Origin of the sequence: Nonomuraea sp. NPDC005730 (genome assembly GCF_040630865.1) — a bacterium.
In the GTDB taxonomy this organism is placed as follows: Bacteria; Actinomycetota; Actinomycetes; order Streptosporangiales; family Streptosporangiaceae; genus Nonomuraea.
In genome coordinates this window covers 49,979-72,911 of record NZ_JBEXYK010000054.1, presented here as the reverse complement: position 1 = coordinate 72,911, position 22,933 = coordinate 49,979, and the positions used below count along the sequence as shown (strand labels likewise).

The window sequence follows — 22,933 nt, the reverse complement described above, 5'->3', positions numbered from 1 at the left end:
GGTCGACCGGACCAACCACCGAGCGGCCATCGCCATCGATGTCCTTACCGACCCCGAATCGACAACCGCCCAAGCACCCTAACTAACCGGCATTGGGACTAACCCAGCAGCTCAGCCCTAAAAGCGCCGAAGCCCAAGTAACCCTCGGCTAACCAACGACACATACCTGAGCACCGAAACCCAAGCAATCGGCCAGAGCGCCGAAGCCCAAGTAGCCCTGGGCTGAACAAGAGCCAGCCCTCACATCCCAGCAAATTGGCCCCCCTCTGCACGCCACCCATCACCACCCCGCGCCGACCACCCGCCCCACGCCAAGCCCTCTCCATCGGGCCTCGGTCCATTGACGACGTGATGGCAGCGTCAGTCGAGGGGCAGGACTCCGGACAAGACGGCACGACGCGCGACAAGGGCACTGCCCCGTTCCGATGATGCCCAGAGCCCTGCTCCCTCAGAATCCCTGCTCCGGCGACACCACCCCTTCCATCGGGGCGCCGTCAGCGAAGTGGCGCACGTTCGCGGCCACACGTTCGGCCAGGCCACGCCAGTAGGACGACGGTGGATTCGCCGTATGCGGCGTGATCAGCACGTTCTCCATGTGCCACAACGGATGCCCGGTCGGCAGCGGCTCCGGGTCGGTGACGTCCAGCGCGGCACCACCGATCCGCCCCTCGCGCAGCGCCGTCACCAGGTCGTCGGTCACGATGAGCGCACCCCGGGCGATGTTGACCAGCCAGGCGTCCGTACGCATCCGGTGAAGCTCGGGAGCACCGATCATGCCCTTGGTGCTCGGCGTGGTCGCAGCGGCGAGGACGACGTACGCGGCCTCTGGCAACGCCTCCCGATAACGGGCACGGGGCAGGATTCGGTGCGCACCGGGCGCCCGGCCGCTGTCGGTGACCGCGATCACCGGACAGCCGAACGGCTCCAGCATCCTGATGAGCGCCCGGCCGATGCCCCCGGAGCCGATGATCGCGACGGTCGAGCCGGCGAACTCCCTCGACTCGTTCCTCCCCCACTCGGTGGCCCTGGCCAGCCGGGGCAGGTTGCGGGCCGCGGCCAGCATGAGCGCGAGCGCGTGCTCGGCGACGGGCACGCCGTAGGAGCCGGTGGCGGCGGTGAAGACGGGCTCCTCAGTGATCACTCCGGCCTCGGCGTACCGCTCGACGCCCGCCGCGGGCAGCTGCACCCACCGGATGCCGTCATGGATCATGGACCGCAGTTCCTCGGGGCCGCCGCGCCCGTAGTAGACGATCGCCTCGGCTTCCTTCAGCGGCACGACGCTGCCGCCCGACTGCCGTACGGCGTCGACCAGCACGGGCACCGGCTCAGGGCCGACGTGGACGGCGACGCTCATCGGGAAACCTCCGTGACGTGCTCTCGGCTGTCTGCCAGGATCTGCTCGACCTCGGCGCGGGCCCGTCCGACAATGTCTGCGGCGGCCTGCGCCGCCTCGGCCGCCTGCCCGGCGGCGACCGCTTCGGCGATCTCGTGGTGGAGCCCGATGGCGGTCGTCTCCAGGCGTTCGGGCAGGAGCAGCAGCTCGCGCCTGGCTTCGAGCAGCACCTCGGTGACCTCGGCGAGCTGGGCGAACATGCCGTTGCCCGATGCGGTCAGCAACACCCGGTGGAAGGCGGCGTCTGCCGTGACGTAGGCCTGGCTGTCACCCTCGCGAGCGGCGGCGTCCATGGCACGGGCGTAAGTGGCGAGCTCGTCCCGCACACGGGGGTCGGGCCTGGACGCGGCCAGCGCGGCGGCGGCAGGTTCGACCGCGGCACGCAGCTCGGCCAGCTCACGCAGCTGCGCCTCCCGCCCCGGCGAGGCCAGCCGCCAGCGGATCACCTGGGGATCATAAAGGTTCCAGGCGCTCATCGGCCGTACGGTGACCCCGACACGAGGACGGCTGGTGACCACGCGCTTCGACTCCAGCACGCGGACGGCCTCGCGCGCGACGGTCCGGGAAACCCCGTATCGTTCCTGGACGTCCTCCAGGCGCAGCACCTGCCCCGCACGGATCTCCCCGCCCGCCAGCGACCTGCCGACCGCGTCGAGCACCTGCCCGTGCAGGCCCCGTAGTGTCTCCACGCTCATCGGGCCCTCCCCAGCTCGGCCAGCAGCGCCGCGACCCTTTCACCCGCGGCACCCGGGCCGCCCGAAGTCAGCGCCGACCCCATGCCGCAGGCCACAGCGCCGGCCGCGATCCACTCGGGGGCATCGTCCACGGTCACCCCGCCGGTGGGAATCGCGGGCGTCTGAGGAAGGGCAGCCCGCACGTCCCGCAGCCAGGACGGTGAAACACCCGACGCTGGAAAGATCTTGACCGCATCCGCCCCCTCTTCCAGGGCACGAACGATCTCGGTCGGGGTCGCCACGCCCGGAAAGACCGGCACGCCGTAGCGGTGCCCGGCGCGGATCACCTCAGGGTGCAGGCTGGGCGAGACCAGGAAGCGGGCGCCGGCCTCCACGGCGGCCCTGGCGGCGGCCGGGTCAAGGACGGTCCCCGCCCCGACCAGCGCGTCGGGCCGCTGCTCGGTGAGCCTTGCCACGGCGCTGAGGGCGCGGGGCGTGGTGAGGGCGACCTCGACGGCACGCAACCCGGCATCCAGCACGGCCCCGGCCGACGTCAGCGCCGCCTCGGGCGTGGCGGCCCTGACGATGCCGAACACGCGTTGCTCCGTGACAGCCTGGACGATCTCCCAGCGGTACATGACTTCCTTCCCCCGGTTTCCTCACCAGCGAACGGCCAGGGCGAGCCGCCCTCGCAGTGGTGACGCACGGTGCACACCTGCCCACCAACGCCTTTGCCTGCCTCCCCGCGAACCGCCTTCGCCCCACCTCGTCAGCTCATGGACGGACTCACCTCTCGCATGCCCATCTCAGCCCCGAACTCGTCGACCCACAGACGAACCATCTCTCGCATGCCCGCCTTCAGGCGAACCGCCTGCACCGCACTTGCCGGTCTGCCGTCGAAATGTCCTTCAGTCACGTCAACCTGGAACAGGTCCCTTCGCCCGAGGCTCGCGTCCCTCGGTGGCCGCTTTCCGCATGCACGCTCTTCGAACCAACAGCCCTCCACGGGCTCTCTGCCTTCGGCATACCGTCTTCGGCATACCGTCTTCGGATCCCCCGTTCATCAAGGCGACCGACATGGCGGCCTCCCCCCATCCGGACAGACCCTCCAGCAGACTCGCGATTCACGTTCGCTCCTCCTCGACGGGCTCTTGCGGCGCGAGAGGCCAGTTGGCGCGGGCCGTCGTCGCCGCGCACATCATCAGCAGGCCGGCATCAGCGTCACGAACCTCCGGCGGCGACGGACTCGATCTTCGTACTGGACCGTCTTCGACAGGCTCGCGCTCGGTAGCAAACGACTTCGATGAATCAGTGATCAGCAGCGGCTCTTCTTCGACAGTGATCGCACTCTTGACGGCGGAGAATTTTCGGCTGGTTCGCGGACTATCGATGGACCGTTTCGGCGTGTCCGGTGAAGGCGGCCAAGGCGCGATCCAGGCCCGGCCGGTCCGGAAGGCCGTCGGTGTCGGCGGCGCACTGGACGACGAGTGCCGCAACCGCCGCCGCCTCACGCAGGCACACCTCGTACGACTCGCCGCGCAACATCCCCGACAGGAACCCGGCGGCGAAGCCGTCCCCCGCTCCCACAGGATCGGTCACCGGCACCGTGAACGCCTCCTGCCGCAGCCCCGCGCACGTGGCGGACTTGTCCCGGTGCTTGACCACGGTGAGGCCGGGCAGCGTCGCCGGGTCTACTTGGAGCAGGTCAAGTTCGTCCTCTCCGGCCAGCACCACGTCCGCCCTGGTCAGGAGCGGCGCCACCCGCTCGCGCCACGCCGCGGGTTCGCCCAGCTTGTATCGGATGTTCGGGTCGATGGAGACGAGCGCTCCGGCCTGTTCAGCCAGTTCCAGCAGCCGCAGGGTCGCCAGGTGCGCGGAGTCCGACAACATCGGAGTGATGCCCGTGACGTGGACGATCTTCGCACCGCTCACCATGTCCGGCGTCAGCTCGTCCGGCCTCAGCCTGGACGCGGCGGCCTCCGAACGGTAGTACTGCACGTCGATGGCCCGGAAGGGATGACTGTCGCGGACCAGCAGACCGGTCGGCGCGCCGGGGTCGATGACCGCGTGCCGGGTGTCGACCCCCTCCGCTCGGAGCATGGACAGGACCGCCCGACCCGCCGGGTCCGCGCCGACCCGCCCGAGCCAGCGCACGTCATGGCCCAGTCTGGCCAGCCCGGCGGCCACGTTCGACTCCGCGCCCGCGATGGAGCGACGGAAGACCGTGGCACGCTCCAACGGGATGCCGGGCTCGGCCAGCATCAGGAGCATGGCCTCACCGCACACCACGACGCTCATGACTCGCCCATCTCCTGTCGTTCTGGATCCGTCAACGGTGCTATCACGTCATGAATGACAAGAGAAGGACCGATCAGGTCGTCTTGTAGGCGGAAGGCTGGGAGATGTCGATCCTGGATCGGTCGGGCAGAGCCAGCACGGCGGCAAACCCGACCACCGCACCGACGATCATGAAGATCGCTATCGCCTGCCAGCCGTAGTCGTGCAGCAACCATGTCGCGATCAGCGGCGCCGGGCCGCCGGCGATGATCGAGGCGAGCTGGTAGCCGAGACCCGCGCCGCCGTACCTGAGGCTGGTCGGAAAGCTCTCGGCGATGAGCGAGGCCTGCGGACCGTACTCCATTGCGTGCTGGATCTGCGTGATCATGATCGTGACGAAGACCACCAGCACGACGCCGGTGTTGAGCAGAACGAAGTACGGGAACGCCACCACCGCCAGCAACGCTGCGCCGGTCGCGTAGACGAGCCGGCGGCCGACACGGTCGCTCAGGTGCCCGAAGAACGGGATCGCGACCAGCTCCACCGCCGCCGCGCACGTCACCGCCGACAGCGCGACCGTTCGGGACAGGCCGAGTTGCTGGGTCACGTACGTGATGGCGAACGTCGTGTAGAGGTAGAACGGCATCTGCTCCGACACGCGCAGCAACGCGCTGAGCACCACTTCCTTCGGATGCCTGCGCAGCACCTCGACGACCGGGAGCCTGACCACCTGCCGCTGTTCCAGCACCCGCGCGAACATCGGGGTCTCCAGCACCTTCAGCCGCACCCACAGCCCGACCGCCACCAGCACCAAGCTGGCGAGGAACGGCACCCGCCAACCCCAGTCCTTGAAGGTGTCGCCCGTCGTGGCGGCCAGCAGCGACATCGCGCCGGTGCCGAGGATCAGCCCGATGGGCACGCCCGCCTGCGGCCAGCTCGCCATGAGCCCGCGCCTGCGCTGGTCGCCCCACTCCATCGACAGCAGCACCGACCCGCTCCACTCGCCGCCCACCGCGATGCCCTGCAGGACGCGCAGGACCACCAGGATGATCGGCGCGGCGACACCGATGCTGTCGGTGCCCGGCAGCACGCCGATGAGAGCACTGGCCACGCCCATCGTCAGCAGGGTGACGACGAGTGTCGCCTTCCTGCCGATGCGGTCGCCCCAATGTCCGAAGATCGCCGCCCCCACGGGCCGGGCGGCGAAGCCCACGGCGTTGGTCGCGAAGGCCGCGAGCGTGCCCGCGTACGGCGTTGACTTCGGGAAGAAGACCTCGGCGAAGACCACCGCGGCAGCCGTGTTGTAGAGAAAGAAGTCGTACCACTCGATGGCGGTGCCGACCACGCTGGCCGTCGCGGCCTTGCGCACCTGGGCTCTGTGTTCGGCGGTCGTTAATCCGTTGCTGCTCTCGGTCACGCTGCACCTCGAAGGCGTTCCTGGGCCGCGTCCGCGCCAACGGCAGCCTTACCCCGCGCCCGCGGCTCGAACCGCCTCCGGCCTCCTCCCCCAGCGGGAAAACTCCGGCCATGGCCACGCCTCCCCTCATCGCGACGCCCCCTTTCCCTCCCCCGACTCCACCCGGCTGGATGCGGAGCCAGGCAGAACTCTAACACTCGTTAACCCGCCCGGCTACCGGGTTCACTGGGCGGCCACATCGTGCGAGGGCATGACTCAAGGGCGGTCAAGCAGGGGATTCGCCTTCATGGCTCGGGTCGGGCAACCCTGCGAGGACGGCGTCGAGCGCGAACTTGAAGTGTTCGACCTGATCGGCCCGCAGCCGGGCGGCCTCGACCGCGTGATAGTGCGGATACCTGTCAGCCGGCAGCTCGGTCCAGTCCCTCGCGGCGGCCTCGTGCAGGACGAGATGCCCGACGCACACGCGCAGCACCGCCCCCTTCACGTGATCCGCCTGGTCAGGAGGGAACCCGGCATCCAAGAGGATCCCGAAGATGGCCTCGTGGAGGCTCATCACGGGCGCGCGTCGGGCGTACGTGGTGATGGACCAGACGGAGGCCCTGGGATGCTCCAGCGACTGCCTGACCATCGAGGCCATGAGCCCGCGCAGCTGATCCTTCCATCCCCCTTCACGGGGAGCCTGAGAGACGATCTTGCTGCACACCTCGTCCACTATGGCCTCCAGCAGCGACTCGCGCCCGTCGAAGTAGTGATAGATCGCCGTCGCCGTCACATCGAGACGTTTGGCCAGCTTACGCATACTGATCCCGTGGGCGCCGTCCGCCTCGAGGACCTCCAGGCCGGCTTCCAGGATCTTGTGACGGGTGAGCATCAGAATTGACCTCGCGCTTAACACATGTTAGAAATCTAACGGCCGTTAACTCCGGACAGCTTATCCGAGGGGAGAGGATCCTTGGCTGCCGTTCTTACGTGCCGTCCAGTCATCCATCAACGATCAGCCGCTCACGGGGAGACACACCTGTGTCCACGACCTCCGAAGTGACAGCGCCGGTGACGGCCTCGCGCCGCCCGAGACGCCGGATCCTGCTTCGAGCCCTGCTTGTGCTGCTCCTGCTCATGGTCCTCGCGGTGGCCGGCGCGGCCTACGCGGTGAACCGGGGCGGGGCCCCGCAGACAGCCGCCCACTTGGGCTCCGAGCCCGAGCTCGGGGAGCGCGAGACGTTCCCCATCCCGAAGGTCAACGCCCCCGACGTGGTCGGCTGGCCCTCCGGCAGAGCGCCGAAGGCACCGGCCGGGTTCACGGTCACCCGGTTCGCGGGCGAGTTGGAGCATCCTCGGTGGCTCTACGAATTGCCCAACGGCGACGTGCTCGTGGCCGAGTCGGCCACCCTGCCCAAAAACCCGGAGTCGCCGATCATGGGGCTGTTCTATTGGCTGCGCCGCAATGACGGCTCGACCACCGAACGCAGCGCCAACCGGATCACGCTGCTGCGCGACACCGACGGCGACGGCGTGGCCGACTTCCGCGGCGTGTTCCTGGAGAACCTCAGCCAGCCGTTCGGGATGGCGCTGCTGGCCGCGTCCGCGCCGTACACACTCGGGCCGGCGGCCCCGAACGGCACTCAGGCGGCCTTCTACGTCGCGGGCACGGACGGCGTCTGGCGCTTTCCGTACAAGCTGGGTGAAACCCGTGTCACCGCCCCCGGGAAGAAGATCCTCGACCTGCCGGCCGGCGGCTACAACAACCACTGGACCCGCAACCTTTTCGCAGCCCTTGACGGTACCAAGCTCTACGTCACTGTCGGCTCGTCCAGTAACGCGGGCGAACATGGCCTGGAGGCCGAGCAACGGCGCGCCGCCATCCTGGAGATCAACCCTGACGGCAGCGGCGAGCGCATTCTCGCCTCCGGCCTCAGAAACCCCAATGGCCTGGCCCTCGAACCGCAATCCAGAACACTCTGGACAGTCGTCAACGAACGCGACCTTCTGGGCGACGACGCCGCACCTGATTACCTCACACGCGTACGCCCGGGTGACTTCTACGGCTGGCCGTGGAGTTATTGGGGACAGCACGTGGACGAGCGTGTCCAGCCACGGCGTCCCGAGATGGTGGCTCGTGCTCTCCGCCCTGACTACGCCCTCGGCGCTCACACGGCTCCCCTCGGTTTGGCCTTCTCCGATAGCCCCACGTTCCCCGACGCCTACCGCGGCGGCGCCTTCATCACCGAACACGGCTCCTGGAACCGCGGCGATCCGGTCGGCTACAAGATCGTGTATGTCCCCTTCAAGAACGGCATGCCCAGTGCCAAGCCCCAGGACTTCCTGACCGGCTTCAAACCGGCCCCGGACGAGAGCACCACGTACGGCCGGCCGGTCGGCGTGATCACCGGCAAGAACGGCCGCCTACTGGTCGCGGACGACGCAGGAAACACGATCTGGCACGTCGCGCCACGACCGTGACACCGGGCCAGGCCAGATCGAAAGGCAGGAGGGGGCGGTGAGTTCAGGTCGAGGGGAGGAGAGCGCGTTGCCAGCACTTCGCTGTGAGGCCGAGTTCCGTGAAGAGCTCCGCCGCTCTCCGTGCGTCGCCGGCATCGTCGCTGATGCTGGCCCGCAGGGACAACGCCAGGCCCTCATGCAGGCGATACCCGGCGGCGCGGGCCAGCGCCAAGGCCAGCCCGGCGTGGCGGAGCGCCGGTTCGCGCGCGCCGCGCAGGCTCTCGCCGGCGGCGAGGCCGAGCAACGCCTTCGTCTCCGGGTAGCGATTGCCCGCCGCCCTGGCCAGCTCCAGCGCCCGCAGGTGGTGGTCGAGCGCGGCGTCCACATCGCCGAGCGCGAGGTGGACGAGGCCGAGGGTGTGCAAGGTGTCGGCGACGAGCCTGCGGTGTCCGGTCTGGTGGGAGGCCTCGAGTGCCGTGACGGCCAGCTTGAGCGCTTGGTCGAGGTTGCCGTCGTCACGTTCGACCGCCGCCAGGTTGCGCAGTGTGTCGGCCTCGTTGCCACGGTTGCCCACCTCCCGGTGCAGGTCCAGCGCGGACAGGAGGGTGTCACGGGCCTCGGGCAGCCGGTCCAGGCCGTGCAGGACCTCGCCCATGATCGCCAGGCCGTTCGCCTCGCTGGCCCGGTGCTCCAACTCTCGGCACAGAGCCAGCGAGCGGTGCAGGCTGGTCTCGGCGTCGTGGAGGCGCCCCATCTCCAGGTAGAGGCAGCCGAGGTTGCCCAGGTTGACGGCCTGGGCCGGGGTGTGGGCGATGGCCTCGTTCAGCATGAGGGCGCGTTCGAGGTGGGCGACGGCCTCGCGAAGCATACCCAGGTCGGCATACGTGGCGCCGGCGTTGCACAGGGCTGCGGTGAGCGCCTCGTGCCAGCCGGTCTGCTCCGCCAGGCGCATGGCCTCCGCGTAGTGGTCGAGCGCCTGCTGCTGGCGACCCTGGAAACCGTTCAGCCCGGCCAGACTGAGCAGCAGTGCGACCTGCGCCCGCGGCTCGCCCGCCGCTCTGGCCGCCGCCAGGCCGGTGCTGCCCATCGTTCGCCACTCCGCCACCTGGTGGCGCATGAAGAAATAGCCGCGCAGGGTGTCGGCGATGAGCCAGGCCGCCTCGTACGGGCCGTGCTCGACGGTGTGGCTCACCGTGGCGAGCAGGTTGGGCAGTTCGGCGTCGAGCCAGCCGGACGCGGCGGCGTGGTCAGGGAAGCGCTCGACGGCGGGAGCGACCGGCAACCGCAGGAACTGCGGGTAGAGCGTGCGTGCCGCGGCGTCGGCCTGGTCGAGGTAGTGGCGGTGCAGGCGGAGCAGCTCGGCGTGCTCGTCGCGCGCGTACTCGGCGGCGCACAGTCTCAGCAGGTCGTGCTGGGCGAACCGGCCTGGTACGTACTCCTCCAACAGGCTCGCCGCGCGCAGGACGGCCGCCAGCGCCTCGGCCTCCTCCTCGGTGGTCGCCAGGAGCGCGGCCATGGCGGGGACGGTGATGTCAGGGCCGGGGATCAGGCCGAGCAGCCGGAACAGGCGTTGCGCGGCAGGCGGGAGCGCGGCGTAGGAGAAGTGGAACGCGGTCCGCACGGCCGATTCGACGTCGCCGGGGATCTGGAGCGCGTCCAGCCGGTTGCCTGCGCGCAAGCGCCGCACGTACCGGGCCATGGGACCGGCGAGCGGGTGCGCATCAGGCGGAACGAGGGGTCGAGCTGTGGGTTCGGCATTGCGCTCCGCGGTGCGTTGGGCGTTGCCCTCAGCCATTGGGCGGGCAGAGGGTTGGGCGCTGCGCTCGGCGTCAGGTTCGATGTTCGGCCCGACCTTCGGCCCGGCGTGGGGCCCGGCGTGGGACCCGGCGAGGGACCCGGCGAGGGACCCGGCGAGGGACCCGGCGAGGGACCCGGCGAGGGACCCGGCGTGGGACCCGGCGTGGGACCCGGCATTGGACTGGGCGTGAAGTTCGACGTGGGATTCGACCCGGGGCTGGGCGTGTGGCTGGGCGCTGGGTTCGGCGTGGGGCTGGACATGGGGGCGGCGGGTGGGCCGTGCGGTCTGCCTGGGGGCGGTGTGGGTGGCGAGCGTGCCGAGGAGGTTGGCGGCGGCGATGCGCAGGGCGAGCGGGAGGTGGGCACACAGGGACGCCAGCTCGGACACCGCTTCGGGCTCGGCCCTGACCTGGGGGCGTCCGAGCAGGCGGCCCAGCAGGTCACGGCACTCACCCTCGGTGAGCGCCGGCAGCGGGAGCATCCGGGCGCCGTCGAGCGCGACCAGGCCGGCCAGGGTGTCCCTGCTCGTGATCAGCGTGGCCGGGCCCGCTCCGCCGGGCAGCAGCGGCCGCACCTGACGGGGGTCCGAGGCGTTGTCCAACAAAACCAGCACCCGCTTGCCCGCCAGCATCGTGCGGTAAAGGGCGGCGGCCTCGTCGAGGTCTCCCGGGACCTGCTCGGGCGGCACGCCGAGCGCGTGCAGGAAGCGGGCGAGCGCGTCGAGGGGGCCGAGGGGATGGGCGGCGGCGTATCCGCGCAGGTTGACATAGAGCTGGCCGTCGGGGAACCGGTCGCGGGCGCGGTGCGCCCAGTGCACGGCCAGCGCCGTCTTGCCGACACCCGCCGTACCGGTGAGGACGGCCACCACGGACGCCTCGTCCCGCCCTTCGAGGAGCCTGTCCAGACGGCGCAGCGCGGTGGCACGGCCGGTGAAGGCCGCCACGGCGGCGGGCAGTTGCGCGGGTACGGTCACCACTCGTTCCGGCGGCCGTCCTGCCGGGACCTCGGGCGGGCGGGTGAGGATGCGCTCGCGGGCTCTGCGAAGGTCGTCCCCCGGCTCCACGTCCAGTTCCTCGGCCAGCCTGGCCCGCATCTCCCCGTACAGGCGAAGGGCCGCGGCCTGCTCGCCCTGCTCGGCCAGCGCGGTCATCAGCCTGGCGGCCAGCCCCTCGTGCAGTGGCTCGTCGTGCACCACTCGCCACAGGGCGGCCACCACCTCCGGCCCGGCGCCGGGGGCGGCATCGGCGTAGGCCAGTGCCGCGGCGACCCGCTTCCTGGCGGCGGCGACAGCGACGGGGTGCTCACGCAGACGACTGGGAGAACCGGCCAGCACGGGGCCGCGCCAGCACGCGAGCGCCGCGGCGTCCCAGGGCGGGATCCGCCGGTCGGCTCCGACGGGAGCGCCGTCGCCACGGCGGCGGGCGGTCAGCGCCTCGGGGGTGGTGCTGTTCGGAGGACCTGGGGGGCGGGCGGTCAACGCTTCCAAGGTCGCCAGGTCCAAGGACGCGCCTGGAAGCGCACCGGTGCGGGCGATCAGGGCCTTCAATGTCGCCGAATCCGAAGATGTACCGGGCAATGCACCAACACGAGCCGCCAAGGCCTGCAAAGCCGTCAGATCCGATGAAGCAGTGGTTAGCGCGTCGGAGCGGGCGGTGAGCGCGTTCGTGGTGGCATGGTCCGGCGATGAGGTGGGGTGAGGGGACGGGCTCAGCGGACCCAGGGCGGCAAGGTCCGGAGAGGCGTCGGACAGCGCATCGGGCCCAGCGGTCAACGCCTCCCAGGTTGCGGGATCCGGGGAGGTGGTGGGAGATCCACCGAAGCGGGGCGGCGATGGCTCCCCCGCGGTGAAGGCCTGGGAGGTGGTGGAAAGGGCATCGGGATGGAGGGTTAGCGCCTCCAAGGCGGCGAAGTTCAGAGCGGCACCGCGGTGGGCGGTCAGCGCTTGCAAGGTGGCGACATCCAGGGCTGCGCCGGGGCGGGTGGTCAGCGCTTCGAAGGTGGTCAGGTCGAGGGAGGAGGTGGGGAGCGCAAGGAGGTAGCCGGCGGGCGTCCGCTGGATCGCCTCCTTGCCCAGCGCCGCGCGCAGTCGGGCCGCGTACACGTGGATGAGGTTGTCGTACGTGCGTGGCGGGCGGTCCTCCCACAGGATGTCCACGATCTCGTCGACCGGGACCGGCCGGCCGGCCTGCAGTGCCAGAAGGCCGAGCAGGGCCCGGGGCATGGCCGCGCCCACGTCCAGCTCGATGCCGCCCCGGCGGACGGCGAGCGGGCCGAGCACGCCGATCCACGGTGGCCGCGGAGCAGCGCGTTCGAAGGCGGCCAGCAGGTCGGCCCGGTCGGGATCCGTCAGGGGCAGGGCGGCGACCAGGCGTTCCAGGGAGGCGCGTTGCGGGCGGCTGACGTGTCCGCGCTCGATGTCGCGCAGGGTGCGCACGCCGATCCCCGCGCGGGCGGCCAGTTCGCGCTGGCTCAATCCCGCCGCCACCCGCCTGCGCCGGAGCGCCTCACCGCCCGAGCTCATATGGATCCCGCCGCAATTCCTGCCGTAGTCCCCACCGCGGTACTTGTTGCGACTCCTGCTTTGGCTCTCAGCGTGGTTCCTGCCGTGGTCCCCGCGTTGGTCTCCACCTCGGTCTTCGGCGGGACTCCTGCCCCTGTCCCCACCTGGGTTCCCACCGCGATCCCCACTGCGGTCCCCACCTGAGTTCTCACCATGGTCCCCCTTGGTCCATGCCGTGATTTCCGCCGTGATCCCTGCCGTGATTCCCACTGCGGTCCCCGCTTGGTCCCCACTGCGATCCCCGCCTTGGTCCCCGCCTTTGGTTCCCACTGCGGTCCTGCGTTGGCCCCTGTCGTGGTGCCCGCCTTGGTTGCTGTCTTGGTGCCCACGGTGCTTTCACCGCCAGACCTGCCGCGATTTCTGCCGGTTGCCTGCCGCAGGCGCCTCGTGTGCCTGGTGGACATACTGGCAAATAGTTAAGAAGCTTGCCAGTAAATCCGAGGTGCCGGTTTTCTACGGTTCGGCGCATGGACGTTCTCGCCGTCGGATGTGGCGTCGCCCTGGTCGTGGTGTTCGGCGCCGCGGTCGTGGGCAAGGCGCGCGACCTGCCCGCCTTCGCGCGGTCACTGGAGGGGAGCCGGCTCGTCGGCCGGCAGTGGCGGGCGTGGGTCGCGGGTGGCGTGGTGGTGGCCGAGTCGGCGGTCGTCGTGCTGCTGGTGGCTCCGGGCACGACCTGGTACGGGTTCGCCCTGGCGACGGCGGTGAGCGCGATCCTCACGGGGGCCGTCGCGCTCACCGTGGCCCGACGTACGCCTGCACCCTGCCTCTGCTTCGGTGGCCCGCCGCGCGACCTGGAGCCGGTGCACCTCGTCAGAAATGCGCTGCTCACCGGTGTGAGCGTCCTCGGGCTTGCCACTGGCGGTCCACCTGCGCCGCCGGTGATGGCGCAGGGCGTCGTCGCGGGGCTCGCCGGAGCCGTCGCAGCACTGTTGCTCATCAAGATCGACGATCTCAGGAGCGTGTTCCGATGACGTACTTGATCATTTTCGTCACCGTGCTGAGTGTGTTGAACCTCCTGCTGCTGTTGGCGCTCGTCGTCCGACTACGCGGCGGCGGGGACGCCCACGGCGCTGGGCCCGCGCCGGGACGGATCCCGCTGCCGGTGCTCCCGCCCGGAGCAGTGCCCGCGACGTTCGCGGCCATGACGCAGGAGGGCGAGGTCGTGGACGCCGCCGGGGTGCGCCTGGTCGGCTTCTTCAGTCCCGCGTGCTCGCTGTGCGGCGAGCGCCTGCCTGACCTTCTGGACTACGTACGCCGGGGCCGGTTCCGCAGGGACGAGGTGCTCGCGGTGCTCATCGGCGCGCCCGGCGAGGTCGAGGAGCTGGCCGCCAGGCTCCGGCCGGCGGCCAGGGTGGTGGTCGAGGAGGAGGCGGAGGGGCCGGTGTGGCGCGCGTTCGGGTTGCGCGGTCTGCCTGCCTTCTACCTGCTGGACGACCGCGGCGTGATCAGCGGTTCGGGTACCGAGCCCGCCGCCCTGCCCACCGCGGAGCCGGTGTGAGCCCGAGCGACGGCAACCTTGGGCGACCGGACACGCGGCCGGAGGCACAGCCAGAGGCAAGGCCCGAGCCTGGGGCGGAGACACGGCCGGGGCTCGGGACAACGCCGGGGCTCGGGACAACGCCGGGGCTCGAGGCAACGCCGGGGCTCGGGGCAACGCCGGGGCTCGGGACAACGCCGGGGCTCGGGACAACGCCAGAGGTCGAGGCGCCCCCAGAGCTCAAGGCGAGGTCAGGGCTCGAGTCGACGCCGGGGGTCGAGGCGACGCCAAGGGTCGAGGCGAGGTCAGGGGCAGGCGCGAGGTCGGAGGCAAGGTCTGGGTCTGGGGCTGAGGCGGGGGCGAGGCCGGGGTGGGGGGCGGGGTTGGGGGTGCTTGGGGAGGCGGTGGTGGTGGCTTGGGAGGCGGGGCGGTGGTACGTCCTGCTGCAGGCTGTGCTGACCGCGGCGACGGGCATTGCGCCGGTGCTCACCGCATGGTGCACCAAGCTCGTCCTGGACGAGGTGGCTGGGCAGGCGACGACGATGGCGGGGTTGGCTCCAAACGTCGCCGCGCTGCTGGTGCTGGCCGCGGTCGCCGGGACGGGACCGTACGTGACGGGTTTCGCCGAGGCCGAGTTCGAGCGGCGGGTCGGGCTGCTCGTCCGCGACCGGCTCTACACGGCCGTGAACGCGCTGCCCGGTCTCGCCCGGCTGGAGGATCCCGCGTTCCAGGACCGGCTGCACCTGGCCGAGCGAGCCGGCAGTTCGGGCCCCGGCCGGGTGGTGACCAGCGCACTCGGGCTGACGCAGGCCGGAATCATGACGGCAGGGTTCCTGGTCACGCTGAGCGGGGTGAGCCCGGCTGTCGCGGTCCTCGTCGCCGTCGCGGCGTTGCCGTTGCTCCGCGTGCACCTGCGGCTGGGACGGGAGCAGGCCGAGGTCATGCGGAGCACGGGACACGGGCAGCGCAGGGAGCTGTTCTTCGCCCGGTTGCTGAGCATGCCGCACGCGGCCAAGGAGATCCGCCTGTTCGGGCTCGGGGACTTCTTCCGCGACCGGATGCTGACCGAGCTGAGGGCGGTCGACGCCGAGCGGCGGCGGATGGCGGTCCGGCAGCTTCGGGGGCAGGGCGGGCAGGCGCTGCTGGCCGCTGTCATCTGGGGGGCGGGGCTGGTGTGGATCGTGGCGGAGGCGGTCGCCGGGCGGGCGTCGGTGGGCGATCTGTCGGTGTTCGTCGCGGCGGTGGCGGGCACGCAGGGCGGGCTGGCGTCCGGCGTGCGCAACCTCGCCGCCGCGCACGAGGCGCTACTGCTCTTCGGTCACTACCGAGTGGTGCTGAACACCGTCCCCGACCTGACGCTCCCGACCGGGGCACGGCGTGGCCTGACGCGGCAGCGGCCGACGCCGCGAGAGCGAGAGCGAGAGCCGGAGCAGGGCATCGCAGTGCGCGAGCGGGAGCAGGGCGTCACGGTGGGGGTACGGGAGCGGAGCATCACGGTGCCGAAGCCTGAGCCGGGGCGGGGGCCAGAGTGGGGGCCAGAGCGGGGGCCAGAGCGGCACGCCACGGTGCCGGATCGGGGGCTGGAGCGGGGCGTTGTGGTGCGAGGTGTGTGGTTTCGGTACGGGGCCGATCAGCCGTGGGTGTTGCGCGGTGTCGATCTCGACATCCCCGCCGGACGGTCACTGGCATTGGTCGGGCTGAACGGGGCGGGCAAGTCCACGCTGGTCAAGCTGCTGTGCCGGTTCTACGACCCCGACCGCGGCGCGATCTTCTGGGACGGCGTCGACCTGCGTGAGCTCGATCCGGCCGCGCTGCGCGAACGCCTGGGCGCCGTGTTCCAGGACTTCGCCGCCTACGACCTCAGCGCGGCCGAGAACATCGCGGTCGGCGACCTGCGGGCCGGGCGGGCGCGGGTCGAGGCGGCGGCCATGCGTGCGGGCGCCGACGCGCTGGTACGGGCGCTGCCACGCGGCTACGACACGCTGCTCACCAGGATGTTCTCCGACGACGAGCAGTCCGGCGTGACCCTGTCGGGCGGCCAGTGGCAGCGGATAGCACTGGCCAGGGGGCTGCTTCGGGACCGTCCCGAGCTGATGATCCTGGACGAGCCGAACGCCGGCCTCGACCCGGCCGCCGAGCACGAAGTGCACACCGTCCTGCGTGAGCACCGCGCAGGGCGGACGACGCTGCTGATCTCCCACCGGCTGAGCACGGTACGCGACGCCGACACGATCGCCGTGCTGGCCGACGGGGAGGTCGTCGAGCGCGGCACCCACGAGGAGCTGCTGCGTGCGGGCGGCCGGTACGCCGAGCTGTTCGCGACCCAGGCCCGCGGCTACGCGCCGGCAGGCGTCCGATGATCGCCGGGCTGAGCACCCAGGCCGCTGCGCCGGTGGCGGCGATCCTCAACACCGTGCCGATGGCGACGATCCTCGACGCCGTGCCGATGGCGACGGTCGTCCACGCCATTGCGGCTGTGCCTGGGGGGCCGTCGTCGTGACCGGAGGCGTCGCCGCCGTCGCGGCCGTCGCCGGGGGCGTCGTCGTGGCCGGGGGTGTGCTGGTGCTCGTGTTGCGGGTGCGTTTTCTCGCGGTGACCGTGCGCGGGCGGAGCATGGAGCCCACGCTGTGGCACGGCGACCGGGTGCTGGTGCGCCGGGCCTCCCTGGACGGGGTGCGTCCGGGGCGGCTCGTGGTGGTGGCTGCGGAGCCGGGCGCGTCCTGGCTGGTGAAGCGGGTGGTGGCGGTACCGGGGGATCCGGTGCCGCGGGCCGAGGTGCCCGCGCTGGCGACCCGGCCGGAGCACGTCGTCCCGCTCGGACAGCTGGTCGTGCTCGGTGACAACCGGCCGATCAGCCTCGATTCCCGCAGGTTCGGCTACGTGCCCGCCCGGCAGCTGCTGGGCGTGGTCGTGGGCCACCTGCCGAAGACTCCGCGCCGGCGTCCCGCCGGGCGGTGAGGAAAGGTGAGGAAAGGACAACTGTCATGGTCAAGCTCGCGGAGCGGGTGCTCGCCCGTGTCCTCCCCCGGACGACCGCCGACGCCGGTTGCACGTACCAGACCTGGTGCGACCACTGCGGCGGCAGCTACTACAAGCGGATCTTCTTCTGGTCCGACTGCACGGTGACCTACACCGCCTGCAACAACCCCTGCCCCTGGAACTGACCCGCACCTGAGGCCGGGCGGCGGCCCACCGCCGCCCGGCCTCAGACAGGGCCGATCAGGCATGGCCGATCAGGCAGGGTCCTCTACCGAGGACGTCGAAGCCGTCGAGGGCAGGTGTTCCTCGCCGGGAGCGTCCCCCAGCGGGATCCCGCGGATGCTGAGCAGGAACAGCAGCGCGCACCCGCCGGTCAGGGCGATGTCGGCGACGTTGCCGACGAACAACCCGCCGTAGTCGATGAAGTCCACCACGTGCCCCTGGGCGAACGCCGGCGGGCGGAAGAGGCGGTCGAGCAGGTGGGAGGTGGCCCCGCCGAGCAGCGCGCCCAGCACCACCCCCCAGGCCGGCGACCGCAGCCGCCGGGACGTGTACAGGATGCCGGCGACCGCCCCGGCGGCGGCCAGCGTGAACACCCAGGTCACGCCCTCCCCCAGGGAGAACGCGGCGCCGGGGTTGAGCAGCAGCCGCAACGAGAGCAGCCGCGGAATCACCGTGATCTCCGCGCCGCCGGACAACGCCGACATCGCCCAGAACTTGGACGCCTGATCGACCAGGAGCACCACCGCGGCCAGCACGATCATCCATGCCCGAGGCCGCCCTCCCCGGCTGGTCTGCTGCGGGCCGCGTTCGTCCGACACTCTTGCCTCACAATCCATGGCTTCTCGGCTCGAATCTACCGAACCTTCGGCGCGCCCACGCTCGCTCAGAGCTGGGACGCCCTGCCGAGCAGCAGACTCTCGGTGATCGGGGATTCGTGGGTGCCCTCGACCGTGCACGCGTGCGCACCGGCGACCGCGCCCAGTCCGACGCACTCGGGGATCGGGCGGCCGTTCAGGAAGCCGTACAGGAAGCCGGAGACGAAGGCGTCGCCCGCGCCGTTGCTGTCGGCCACCGGGCCGGGCAGGGGCGCGGCGGGAAAGGCGCGTACGGTGGCCGAGTCGCGGGTCAGGAGAAGGCAGCCGTCCGCGCCCCGCGTGCAGACGACCGTGTGGGCGCGCCCCCTGGCCAGGATGTCGCGCATCGTGGCCGCCGGGTCGGCCAGGGCGGTGGCCGACAGGAACACCAGGTCGGAGCGGTAGGCGAAGTCCTTCTGGTAGTCGGCGACGCCGTCCCAGTCGTGCAGGTCGGTGGAGATGGGGACGCCGTCGAGGTCGGGGTAGACGTGCCGGCAGAAGTCCATGATCGAGACGTGCGCGTGCCTGGGTCGCGGACCGGCGTACAGCTCGCGGGGCAGCCGCTCCCCCGGCGTGACCTTGGGATCGTGCAGGGAGGTGCGCCGCCCGTCGGGGCCGACGAGCAGCACGCTGCGCCGGGTGCCCGCCTGCGCCACTCCCCACCTGCAGTCGATGTCGCGCAGGGCGTGCCTGATCAGCGCGCCCTGCGGGTCGTCGCCGACGAGGTCGGCGAACGCGACGCCGAGCCCGAGCGCGTGGCAGCCGAGGGCGACCCCGGCCCCGGTGTTCCCGACGCGGTCGACGACGGGCGACACGTGGTAGGTGTCCTGGTACGGCAGAGGCAGCGCGGGCACGTAGACAGTGGTGTCCACCCCGGCGCCGCCGAGGACCAGCACGTCAGGCGTCATCGGGTCGGCCGACCTTTCACAGAGGGCGTCCGGGATCAGCGGTTGACCAGCGGCCCGGAACCGGTGGAGCCGCGCACGACCAGCTCCGGCTGGAAGATCAGCTCGACGTGCTTGGCCGGCGCGCCGCTGACCTCCTCCAGCAGCGTCTGCACGGCGGCCGAGGCCATCGCCCCGATCGGCTTGCGCACGGTGGTGAGCGGCGGGTCGGTGAACGCGATCAGCGGAGAGTCGTCGAACCCGACCACCGACACGTCGCCCGGCACCGCCAGCCCCTTCTGCCGGCAGGCGCGGATCGCCCCGAGCGCCATCAGGTCGCTCGCGCACACGATCCCGGTGCATCCCCGGGCCAGGAGCTGCGCGGCGGCGGCCTGCCCGCCCTCGACCGAGAACAGCGAGTGGGAGATCAGGTCGTCGACGTCGGTGGCGCCGAGCAGATGGGCCATCGCCTGCTTGTAGCCCTCGATCTTCCTGATCACCGGGACGAACCGGCGCGGCCCGAGCGCGAGCCCGACACGTTCGTGGCCGAGGTCGACCAGGTGCTGGACGGCCAGCCGCGCCGCGAGGCGGTCGTCGGGCGAGATGAAGGGCGCGTCGATGTGCTCGCTGTAGCCGTCGACCAGCACGATCGGCAGGCTGCGGTCGATCAGGCGGGTGTAGCGGTCCATCCGGGCGGTGGTGTCGGCGTGCAGGCCGGAGACGAAGACGATGCCGCTGACACCGCGGTCGACCAGCAGCTCGGTGAACTCGTCCTCAGGGGCGCCGCCGGGCAGCTGGGTGCACAGCACGGGCGTGTAGCCGTGCTGGGTCAGCGCCTTCTCGATGGCCTGCGCGAACGCCGGGAAGATCGGGTTGTCCAGCTCGGGCGTCACGAGCCCGATGAGCCCGTTGCTGCGCTGCCTGAGGCGGGGCGGCCGCTCGTAACCCATGAGGTCGAGGGCCGTCATCACCGCCTGCCGGGTGCCTGCCGAGACGCCGGGCTTGCCGTTGAGCACCCGGCTGACCGTGGCCTCACTCACCCCGGCCTGGGCGGCGATGTCGGCTAGGCGAGCGTGACCGTTCATGGAACACACTTTACTTTCCACCAGGCGGCCGAATCGGCTGCTCCGGGGACATCGGAGGCGAGCAGCAGCTCTCCCCCGACGCCGAAGTCGACGGGCGCGCCGGTCAGGTTGACGGTGCACAGCACGTCGCCGCGGGAGAAGACCAGCGTGCCCTCGGGCGAGTCGTGCCAGACCAGGTCGCCGTCCAGGGTGCGGCGCAGGCGCAGCGCGGCGCGGTAGAGCTCCAGGGTGGAGCCCATGACGCCGTCCTGGGCCTGGACGCTGAGCTGCGACCAGTCGGCCGGGATCGGCAGCCACGGGTCGCGCCAGCCGAGCTCGCGGGTCCATGGCAGCGGCACGCGGCAGCCGTCCCGCCCGCTGTCGGGGTCGCGCAGCCGCTGCGGGTCCTGGCACACCTCCGCCGGCAGGTCGAGCACCTCGGGAAGGCCCAGCTCCTCGCCCTGGTAGACGTAGGCCGAGCCGGGCAGCGCGAGGGTCAGCAGCGCGGCGGCGCGGGCTCTGGCCAGGCTGCCGTAGCGGGTGACGTGCCGCTTGACGTCGTGGTTCGACAACACCCAGGTGGTGGGCGCGCCCACGGAGCCGGCCGTGGCGAGCGAGGAGTCGATCACCGCGCGCAGCTCGGCGGCGTCCCACGGGGTGAACAGGTAGTGGAAGTTGAAGGCCTGGTGGAGCTCGTCGGGCCGGACGTACATGGCCAGGCGTTCGGCGGTGGGCGCCCACGCCTCGGCCACGCCGACGCGCTCGCCGGGGTAGGAGTCGAGCACCCGCCGCCAGGCCCGGTGGATCTCGTGCACGCCGTCGTTGTCGAAGTACGGCACCGGCTCGCGGCCGATCATCCTGGTCTGGTTCGCATGGCCGATGTCGGGCAGGCCGGCCGGTTTGACCATGCCGTGCGCCACGTCCACGCGGAAGCCGTCCACGCCCAGGTCGAGCCAGAAGCGCAGGATCGACTCGAACTCGCCGCGCACCTCGTCGTCGTCCCAGTTGAGGTCGGGCTGGGCGGGGTCGAACAGGTGCAGGTACCACTGGCCGTCCTCGACCTGGGTCCAGGCCGGGCCGCCGAAGATCGATTCCCAGTCGTTGGGCTGGTCGCGGAAGATGTAACGATCGCGTCGCTCGCCGCGCAGCGCGGCCTGGAACCAGGCGTGCGCCGACGAGGTGTGGTTCGGTACGACGTCCACGATGACGCGCAGGCCGTGGCCGTGGGCCTCGTCGATGAGCGCCTTGGCGTCGGCCAGGGAGCCGAACAGCGGGTCGACGTCCCGGTAGTCGGCCACGTCGTAGCCGAAGTCGGCCATCGGCGAGGTGTAGAAGGGGGTCAGCCAGATGGCGTCCACCCCCAGCTCGACCAGGTACGGCAGGCGATCGCGCGCGCCGATCAGGTCGCCGACGCCGTCGCCGTTGCCGTCGGCGAAACTGCGCACGTAGACCTGGTAGATCACGGCGTCACGCCACCACATGCTCATGGATCTCCCCCCGGGTTCCGCACCATGAAAGCCCTTGCCGCAAGTTTACGCAAGCCCTTCCATGCACCTCGTATCCGGATTTATAGGTATACGGCCGCCTAAAACCCCTGGCCGAAACCACTGCGGATGAGATTCTTTATGTCAAGGGTGGACATCCAGCGTTAAGGCGCGATGTACTACCCCTTCAATCAGCCTCGTCACAGGTGACACGCGCGCAAGGTGTGGGCCCATGAGCTCGGTCGTTCTCGACAAAGTGACCAAGGTGTATCCGGGCGACTACCTGGCAGTCGACCGGCTGAGCCTGCAGGCCGAGGATGGCGAGTTCCTCGTCCTCCTCGGTCCTTCCGGTTGCGGCAAGTCCACGCTGTTGCGGATGATCGCCGGCCTGGAGGAGATCACGGAAGGCGACCTCTGGCTGGGCGGCCAGCTCGCCAACCACCTGCCGCCGCGCGACCGCGACGTGGCCATGGTGTTCCAGAACGGCGCGCTCTACCCCCACCGGACGGTGCGCGGGAACATCGCCTTCCCTCTGGAGATCGCCAAGTCGGACCCGGCGATGGTGCGCGACCGCGTCACCGAGCTGTCGAAGGTGCTGCACATCGACGAGACGCTCGACCGCCGCCCCGGCACCCTGTCGGGCGGCCAGCGGCAGCGCGTGGCGATGGGCCGGGCGATCGTCCGGCAGCCGAAGTTGTTCCTCATGGACGAGCCGCTGTCGAACCTCGACGCCGGCATGCGCACCGAACTCCGGATGGAGATCTCCGCGCTGGTCAGGTCGCTCGGGGTCACCACGATCTACGTCACGCACGACCAGGTCGAGGCGCTCACCCTGGCCGACCGGATCGCGATCCTGAATCGCGGCGTCCTGCAGGACGTCGGTACTCCGGCCCAGATTTACAACGATCCAGCGACGGCGTTCGTGGCGGCCTTCCTCAACTCTCAGCAGTTGAACCTGTTGGCGGCCGGTGTCAGAACGCCGCAGAACCAGTATGTCATGCTCGACTTCGGCCCACACCGGCTCACGATGCCCTGGAGCGATCCCAGAGCGTACGCGATCTCTCAGCACACGGGCGGGCAGGTGCTGGTCGGCATGCGTCCCGACGGGCTGGCGCCGGTGCCGGAGTCGTACGACGGGCCGTCCTTCTACGGGCGGGTGCGGGCCCTGGAGTACCACGGGCACGAGTGGCTGGCGTACCTGGAGTGCGGCATGCCGGCCGTGCCGGTGCCCGAGCCGCCGGACCCGCGCACCCGCCTCAACGGCGAGCGCACCGGCGGGGGCGGGCTGACCGGGATGGTGCGGCGACTCTTCTCGCAGCGCCCGCAGGAGCACGAGGAGCAGGAGCAGGTCGGCCAGAACGTGGGCAGCGGCTTCCACCGCCGCTCCGACCTGATCGTCCGGCTGGGGAACCGGCCGATGTGGCGGGCGGGGGACGCGGCGAAGGTCGCGGTGGACCTGTCCCGCCTCATGATCTTCACCCTGGACGGCGCCCGCATCGACCCGCCCCGCCGCTGAACCCTGGCGCACGCCTCCGGGCTCGCCGCGCGCCTCGAGAGCACAGCGGGATCGACACCGCCGTCACCAGCGTCGAACGCGCCGACCTGACACCTCGCCGGACTCGTGCCGCACC

At 71.0% G+C, this 22,933-nt stretch carries 19 protein-coding genes; 8 read left to right on the top strand and 11 right to left on the bottom strand.

The genetic code is table 11. The annotated features are described in order from the left end of the window. Positions 1 to 448: 448 nt before the first annotated feature. From ABZ444_RS39265 to ABZ444_RS39240, 6 genes are all read right to left on the bottom strand, one after another. Positions 449 to 1,354, bottom strand: coding sequence for a D-isomer specific 2-hydroxyacid dehydrogenase family protein (locus ABZ444_RS39265; protein WP_358008648.1), 906 nt, complete (start codon positions 1,352 to 1,354; stop codon positions 449 to 451). Beyond that, positions 1,351 to 2,088 carry an FCD domain-containing protein gene (locus tag ABZ444_RS39260; protein WP_358008646.1) on the bottom strand — a complete coding sequence of 246 codons (738 nt, stop codon included), beginning with the start codon at positions 2,086 to 2,088 and terminating at the stop codon, positions 1,351 to 1,353. The genes ABZ444_RS39265 and ABZ444_RS39260 overlap by 4 nt, the downstream gene beginning before the upstream one ends. Further along, positions 2,085 to 2,705: a bifunctional 4-hydroxy-2-oxoglutarate aldolase/2-dehydro-3-deoxy-phosphogluconate aldolase gene (locus ABZ444_RS39255; RefSeq protein ID WP_358008645.1), complete on the bottom strand. Its 621-nt coding sequence runs from the start codon at positions 2,703 to 2,705 to the stop codon at positions 2,085 to 2,087. Before ABZ444_RS39255 ends, ABZ444_RS39260 begins: the two co-directional genes overlap by 4 nt. 745 nt (positions 2,706 to 3,450) lie before the next feature. After that, positions 3,451 to 4,365, bottom strand: a complete 915-nt coding sequence (locus ABZ444_RS39250; RefSeq protein ID WP_358008643.1) for a sugar kinase — start codon at positions 4,363 to 4,365, stop codon at positions 3,451 to 3,453. A 73-nt stretch (positions 4,366 to 4,438) separates the two neighbouring features. After that, the gene (locus tag ABZ444_RS39245; RefSeq protein ID WP_358008641.1) at positions 4,439 to 5,761 is read right to left on the bottom strand and encodes an MFS transporter; all 1,323 of its coding nucleotides are present in this window, start codon (positions 5,759 to 5,761) and stop codon (positions 4,439 to 4,441) included. 265 nt (positions 5,762 to 6,026) lie between these two features. Further along, the gene (locus ABZ444_RS39240) at positions 6,027 to 6,632 is read right to left on the bottom strand and encodes a TetR/AcrR family transcriptional regulator (RefSeq protein WP_357969255.1); all 606 of its coding nucleotides are present in this window, start codon (positions 6,630 to 6,632) and stop codon (positions 6,027 to 6,029) included. A gap of 149 nt (positions 6,633 to 6,781) precedes the next feature. On the opposite strand from ABZ444_RS39240, the gene ABZ444_RS39235 reads away from it, so the two are divergent. Continuing rightward, entirely contained in the window at positions 6,782 to 8,221 is a 1,440-nt protein-coding gene (locus tag ABZ444_RS39235; RefSeq protein WP_358008639.1) for a sorbosone dehydrogenase family protein, read from the top strand. 43 nt (positions 8,222 to 8,264) lie between these two features. Here the strand turns inward: ABZ444_RS39235 and ABZ444_RS39230 are convergent, their stop codons facing one another. Next, positions 8,265 to 12,518, bottom strand: coding sequence for a tetratricopeptide repeat protein (locus tag ABZ444_RS39230; RefSeq protein WP_358008637.1), 4,254 nt, complete (start codon positions 12,516 to 12,518; stop codon positions 8,265 to 8,267). A 506-nt stretch (positions 12,519 to 13,024) separates the two neighbouring features. On the opposite strand from ABZ444_RS39230, the gene ABZ444_RS39225 reads away from it, so the two are divergent. The 6 genes from ABZ444_RS39225 (at position 13,025) to ABZ444_RS39200 (ending at position 17,198) form a co-directional block, all read left to right on the top strand. Beyond that, positions 13,025 to 13,528 carry a MauE/DoxX family redox-associated membrane protein gene (locus ABZ444_RS39225; protein WP_358008635.1) on the top strand — a complete coding sequence of 168 codons (504 nt, stop codon included), beginning with the start codon at positions 13,025 to 13,027 and terminating at the stop codon, positions 13,526 to 13,528. Continuing rightward, positions 13,525 to 14,055 carry a hypothetical protein gene (locus tag ABZ444_RS39220; RefSeq protein WP_358008633.1) on the top strand — a complete coding sequence of 177 codons (531 nt, stop codon included), beginning with the start codon at positions 13,525 to 13,527 and terminating at the stop codon, positions 14,053 to 14,055. The genes ABZ444_RS39225 and ABZ444_RS39220 overlap by 4 nt, the downstream gene beginning before the upstream one ends. A 386-nt stretch (positions 14,056 to 14,441) precedes the next feature. Next, a complete protein-coding gene (locus ABZ444_RS39215) occupies positions 14,442 to 16,394 on the top strand; it encodes an ATP-binding cassette domain-containing protein (protein WP_358008631.1) in 1,953 nt (650 codons plus the stop codon). After that, positions 16,391 to 16,534: a hypothetical protein gene (locus ABZ444_RS39210; protein WP_358008629.1), complete on the top strand. Its 144-nt coding sequence runs from the start codon at positions 16,391 to 16,393 to the stop codon at positions 16,532 to 16,534. The genes ABZ444_RS39215 and ABZ444_RS39210 overlap by 4 nt, the downstream gene beginning before the upstream one ends. Next, positions 16,531 to 16,992 (top strand): S26 family signal peptidase, encoded by a 462-nt coding sequence (locus tag ABZ444_RS39205; protein ID WP_358008627.1) that lies wholly within the window; start codon positions 16,531 to 16,533, stop codon positions 16,990 to 16,992. Before ABZ444_RS39210 ends, ABZ444_RS39205 begins: the two co-directional genes overlap by 4 nt. 26 nt (positions 16,993 to 17,018) lie before the next feature. Continuing rightward, complete coding sequence (locus tag ABZ444_RS39200) at positions 17,019 to 17,198, top strand: hypothetical protein (RefSeq protein ID WP_357969241.1); 180 nt, start codon at positions 17,019 to 17,021, stop codon at positions 17,196 to 17,198. A 69-nt stretch (positions 17,199 to 17,267) separates the two neighbouring features. Here ABZ444_RS39200 and ABZ444_RS39195 read toward each other — a convergent pair whose 3' ends face one another. The 4 genes from ABZ444_RS39195 to ABZ444_RS39180 form a co-directional block, all read right to left on the bottom strand. Next, positions 17,268 to 17,834 (bottom strand): signal peptidase II, encoded by a 567-nt coding sequence (locus ABZ444_RS39195; protein ID WP_358008625.1) that lies wholly within the window; start codon positions 17,832 to 17,834, stop codon positions 17,268 to 17,270. A 65-nt stretch (positions 17,835 to 17,899) separates the two neighbouring features. After that, positions 17,900 to 18,778 carry a PfkB family carbohydrate kinase gene (locus tag ABZ444_RS39190; protein WP_358008623.1) on the bottom strand — a complete coding sequence of 293 codons (879 nt, stop codon included), beginning with the start codon at positions 18,776 to 18,778 and terminating at the stop codon, positions 17,900 to 17,902. A gap of 35 nt (positions 18,779 to 18,813) precedes the next feature. Beyond that, complete coding sequence (locus tag ABZ444_RS39185; protein WP_358008621.1) at positions 18,814 to 19,839, bottom strand: LacI family DNA-binding transcriptional regulator; 1,026 nt, start codon at positions 19,837 to 19,839, stop codon at positions 18,814 to 18,816. Then, a complete protein-coding gene (locus ABZ444_RS39180) occupies positions 19,836 to 21,305 on the bottom strand; it encodes a glycoside hydrolase family 13 protein (RefSeq protein ID WP_358008619.1) in 1,470 nt (489 codons plus the stop codon). Before ABZ444_RS39180 ends, ABZ444_RS39185 begins: the two co-directional genes overlap by 4 nt. 229 nt (positions 21,306 to 21,534) lie before the next feature. Between ABZ444_RS39180 and ABZ444_RS39175 the strand changes: the two genes are divergently transcribed. After that, positions 21,535 to 22,818: an ATP-binding cassette domain-containing protein gene (locus tag ABZ444_RS39175; protein WP_358008617.1), complete on the top strand. Its 1,284-nt coding sequence runs from the start codon at positions 21,535 to 21,537 to the stop codon at positions 22,816 to 22,818. The last annotated feature ends 115 nt before the right edge of the window (positions 22,819 to 22,933 follow it).

Bases quoted from the DNA above. Each gene is read 5' to 3' on its own strand.
- ABZ444_RS39265 (WP_358008648.1), bottom strand. From the start codon at position 1,354: ATGAGCGTCGCCGTCCACGTCGGCCCTGAGCCGGTGCCCGTGCTGGTC.
- ABZ444_RS39260 (WP_358008646.1), bottom strand. From the start codon at position 2,088: ATGAGCGTGGAGACACTACGGGGCCTGCACGGGCAGGTGCTCGACGCG.
- ABZ444_RS39255 (WP_358008645.1), bottom strand. From the start codon at position 2,705: ATGTACCGCTGGGAGATCGTCCAGGCTGTCACGGAGCAACGCGTGTTC.
- ABZ444_RS39250 (WP_358008643.1), bottom strand. From the start codon at position 4,365: ATGAGCGTCGTGGTGTGCGGTGAGGCCATGCTCCTGATGCTGGCCGAG.
- ABZ444_RS39240 (WP_357969255.1), bottom strand. From the start codon at position 6,632: ATGCTCACCCGTCACAAGATCCTGGAAGCCGGCCTGGAGGTCCTCGAG.
- ABZ444_RS39230 (WP_358008637.1), bottom strand. From the start codon at position 12,518: ATGAGCTCGGGCGGTGAGGCGCTCCGGCGCAGGCGGGTGGCGGCGGGA.
- ABZ444_RS39225 (WP_358008635.1), top strand. From the start codon at position 13,025: ATGGACGTTCTCGCCGTCGGATGTGGCGTCGCCCTGGTCGTGGTGTTC.
- ABZ444_RS39220 (WP_358008633.1), top strand. From the start codon at position 13,525: ATGACGTACTTGATCATTTTCGTCACCGTGCTGAGTGTGTTGAACCTC.
- ABZ444_RS39210 (WP_358008629.1), top strand. From the start codon at position 16,391: ATGATCGCCGGGCTGAGCACCCAGGCCGCTGCGCCGGTGGCGGCGATC.
- ABZ444_RS39200 (WP_357969241.1), top strand. From the start codon at position 17,019: ATGGTCAAGCTCGCGGAGCGGGTGCTCGCCCGTGTCCTCCCCCGGACG.
- ABZ444_RS39190 (WP_358008623.1), bottom strand. From the start codon at position 18,778: ATGACGCCTGACGTGCTGGTCCTCGGCGGCGCCGGGGTGGACACCACT.
- ABZ444_RS39185 (WP_358008621.1), bottom strand. From the start codon at position 19,839: ATGAACGGTCACGCTCGCCTAGCCGACATCGCCGCCCAGGCCGGGGTG.
- ABZ444_RS39180 (WP_358008619.1), bottom strand. From the start codon at position 21,305: ATGAGCATGTGGTGGCGTGACGCCGTGATCTACCAGGTCTACGTGCGC.
- ABZ444_RS39175 (WP_358008617.1), top strand. From the start codon at position 21,535: ATGAGCTCGGTCGTTCTCGACAAAGTGACCAAGGTGTATCCGGGCGAC.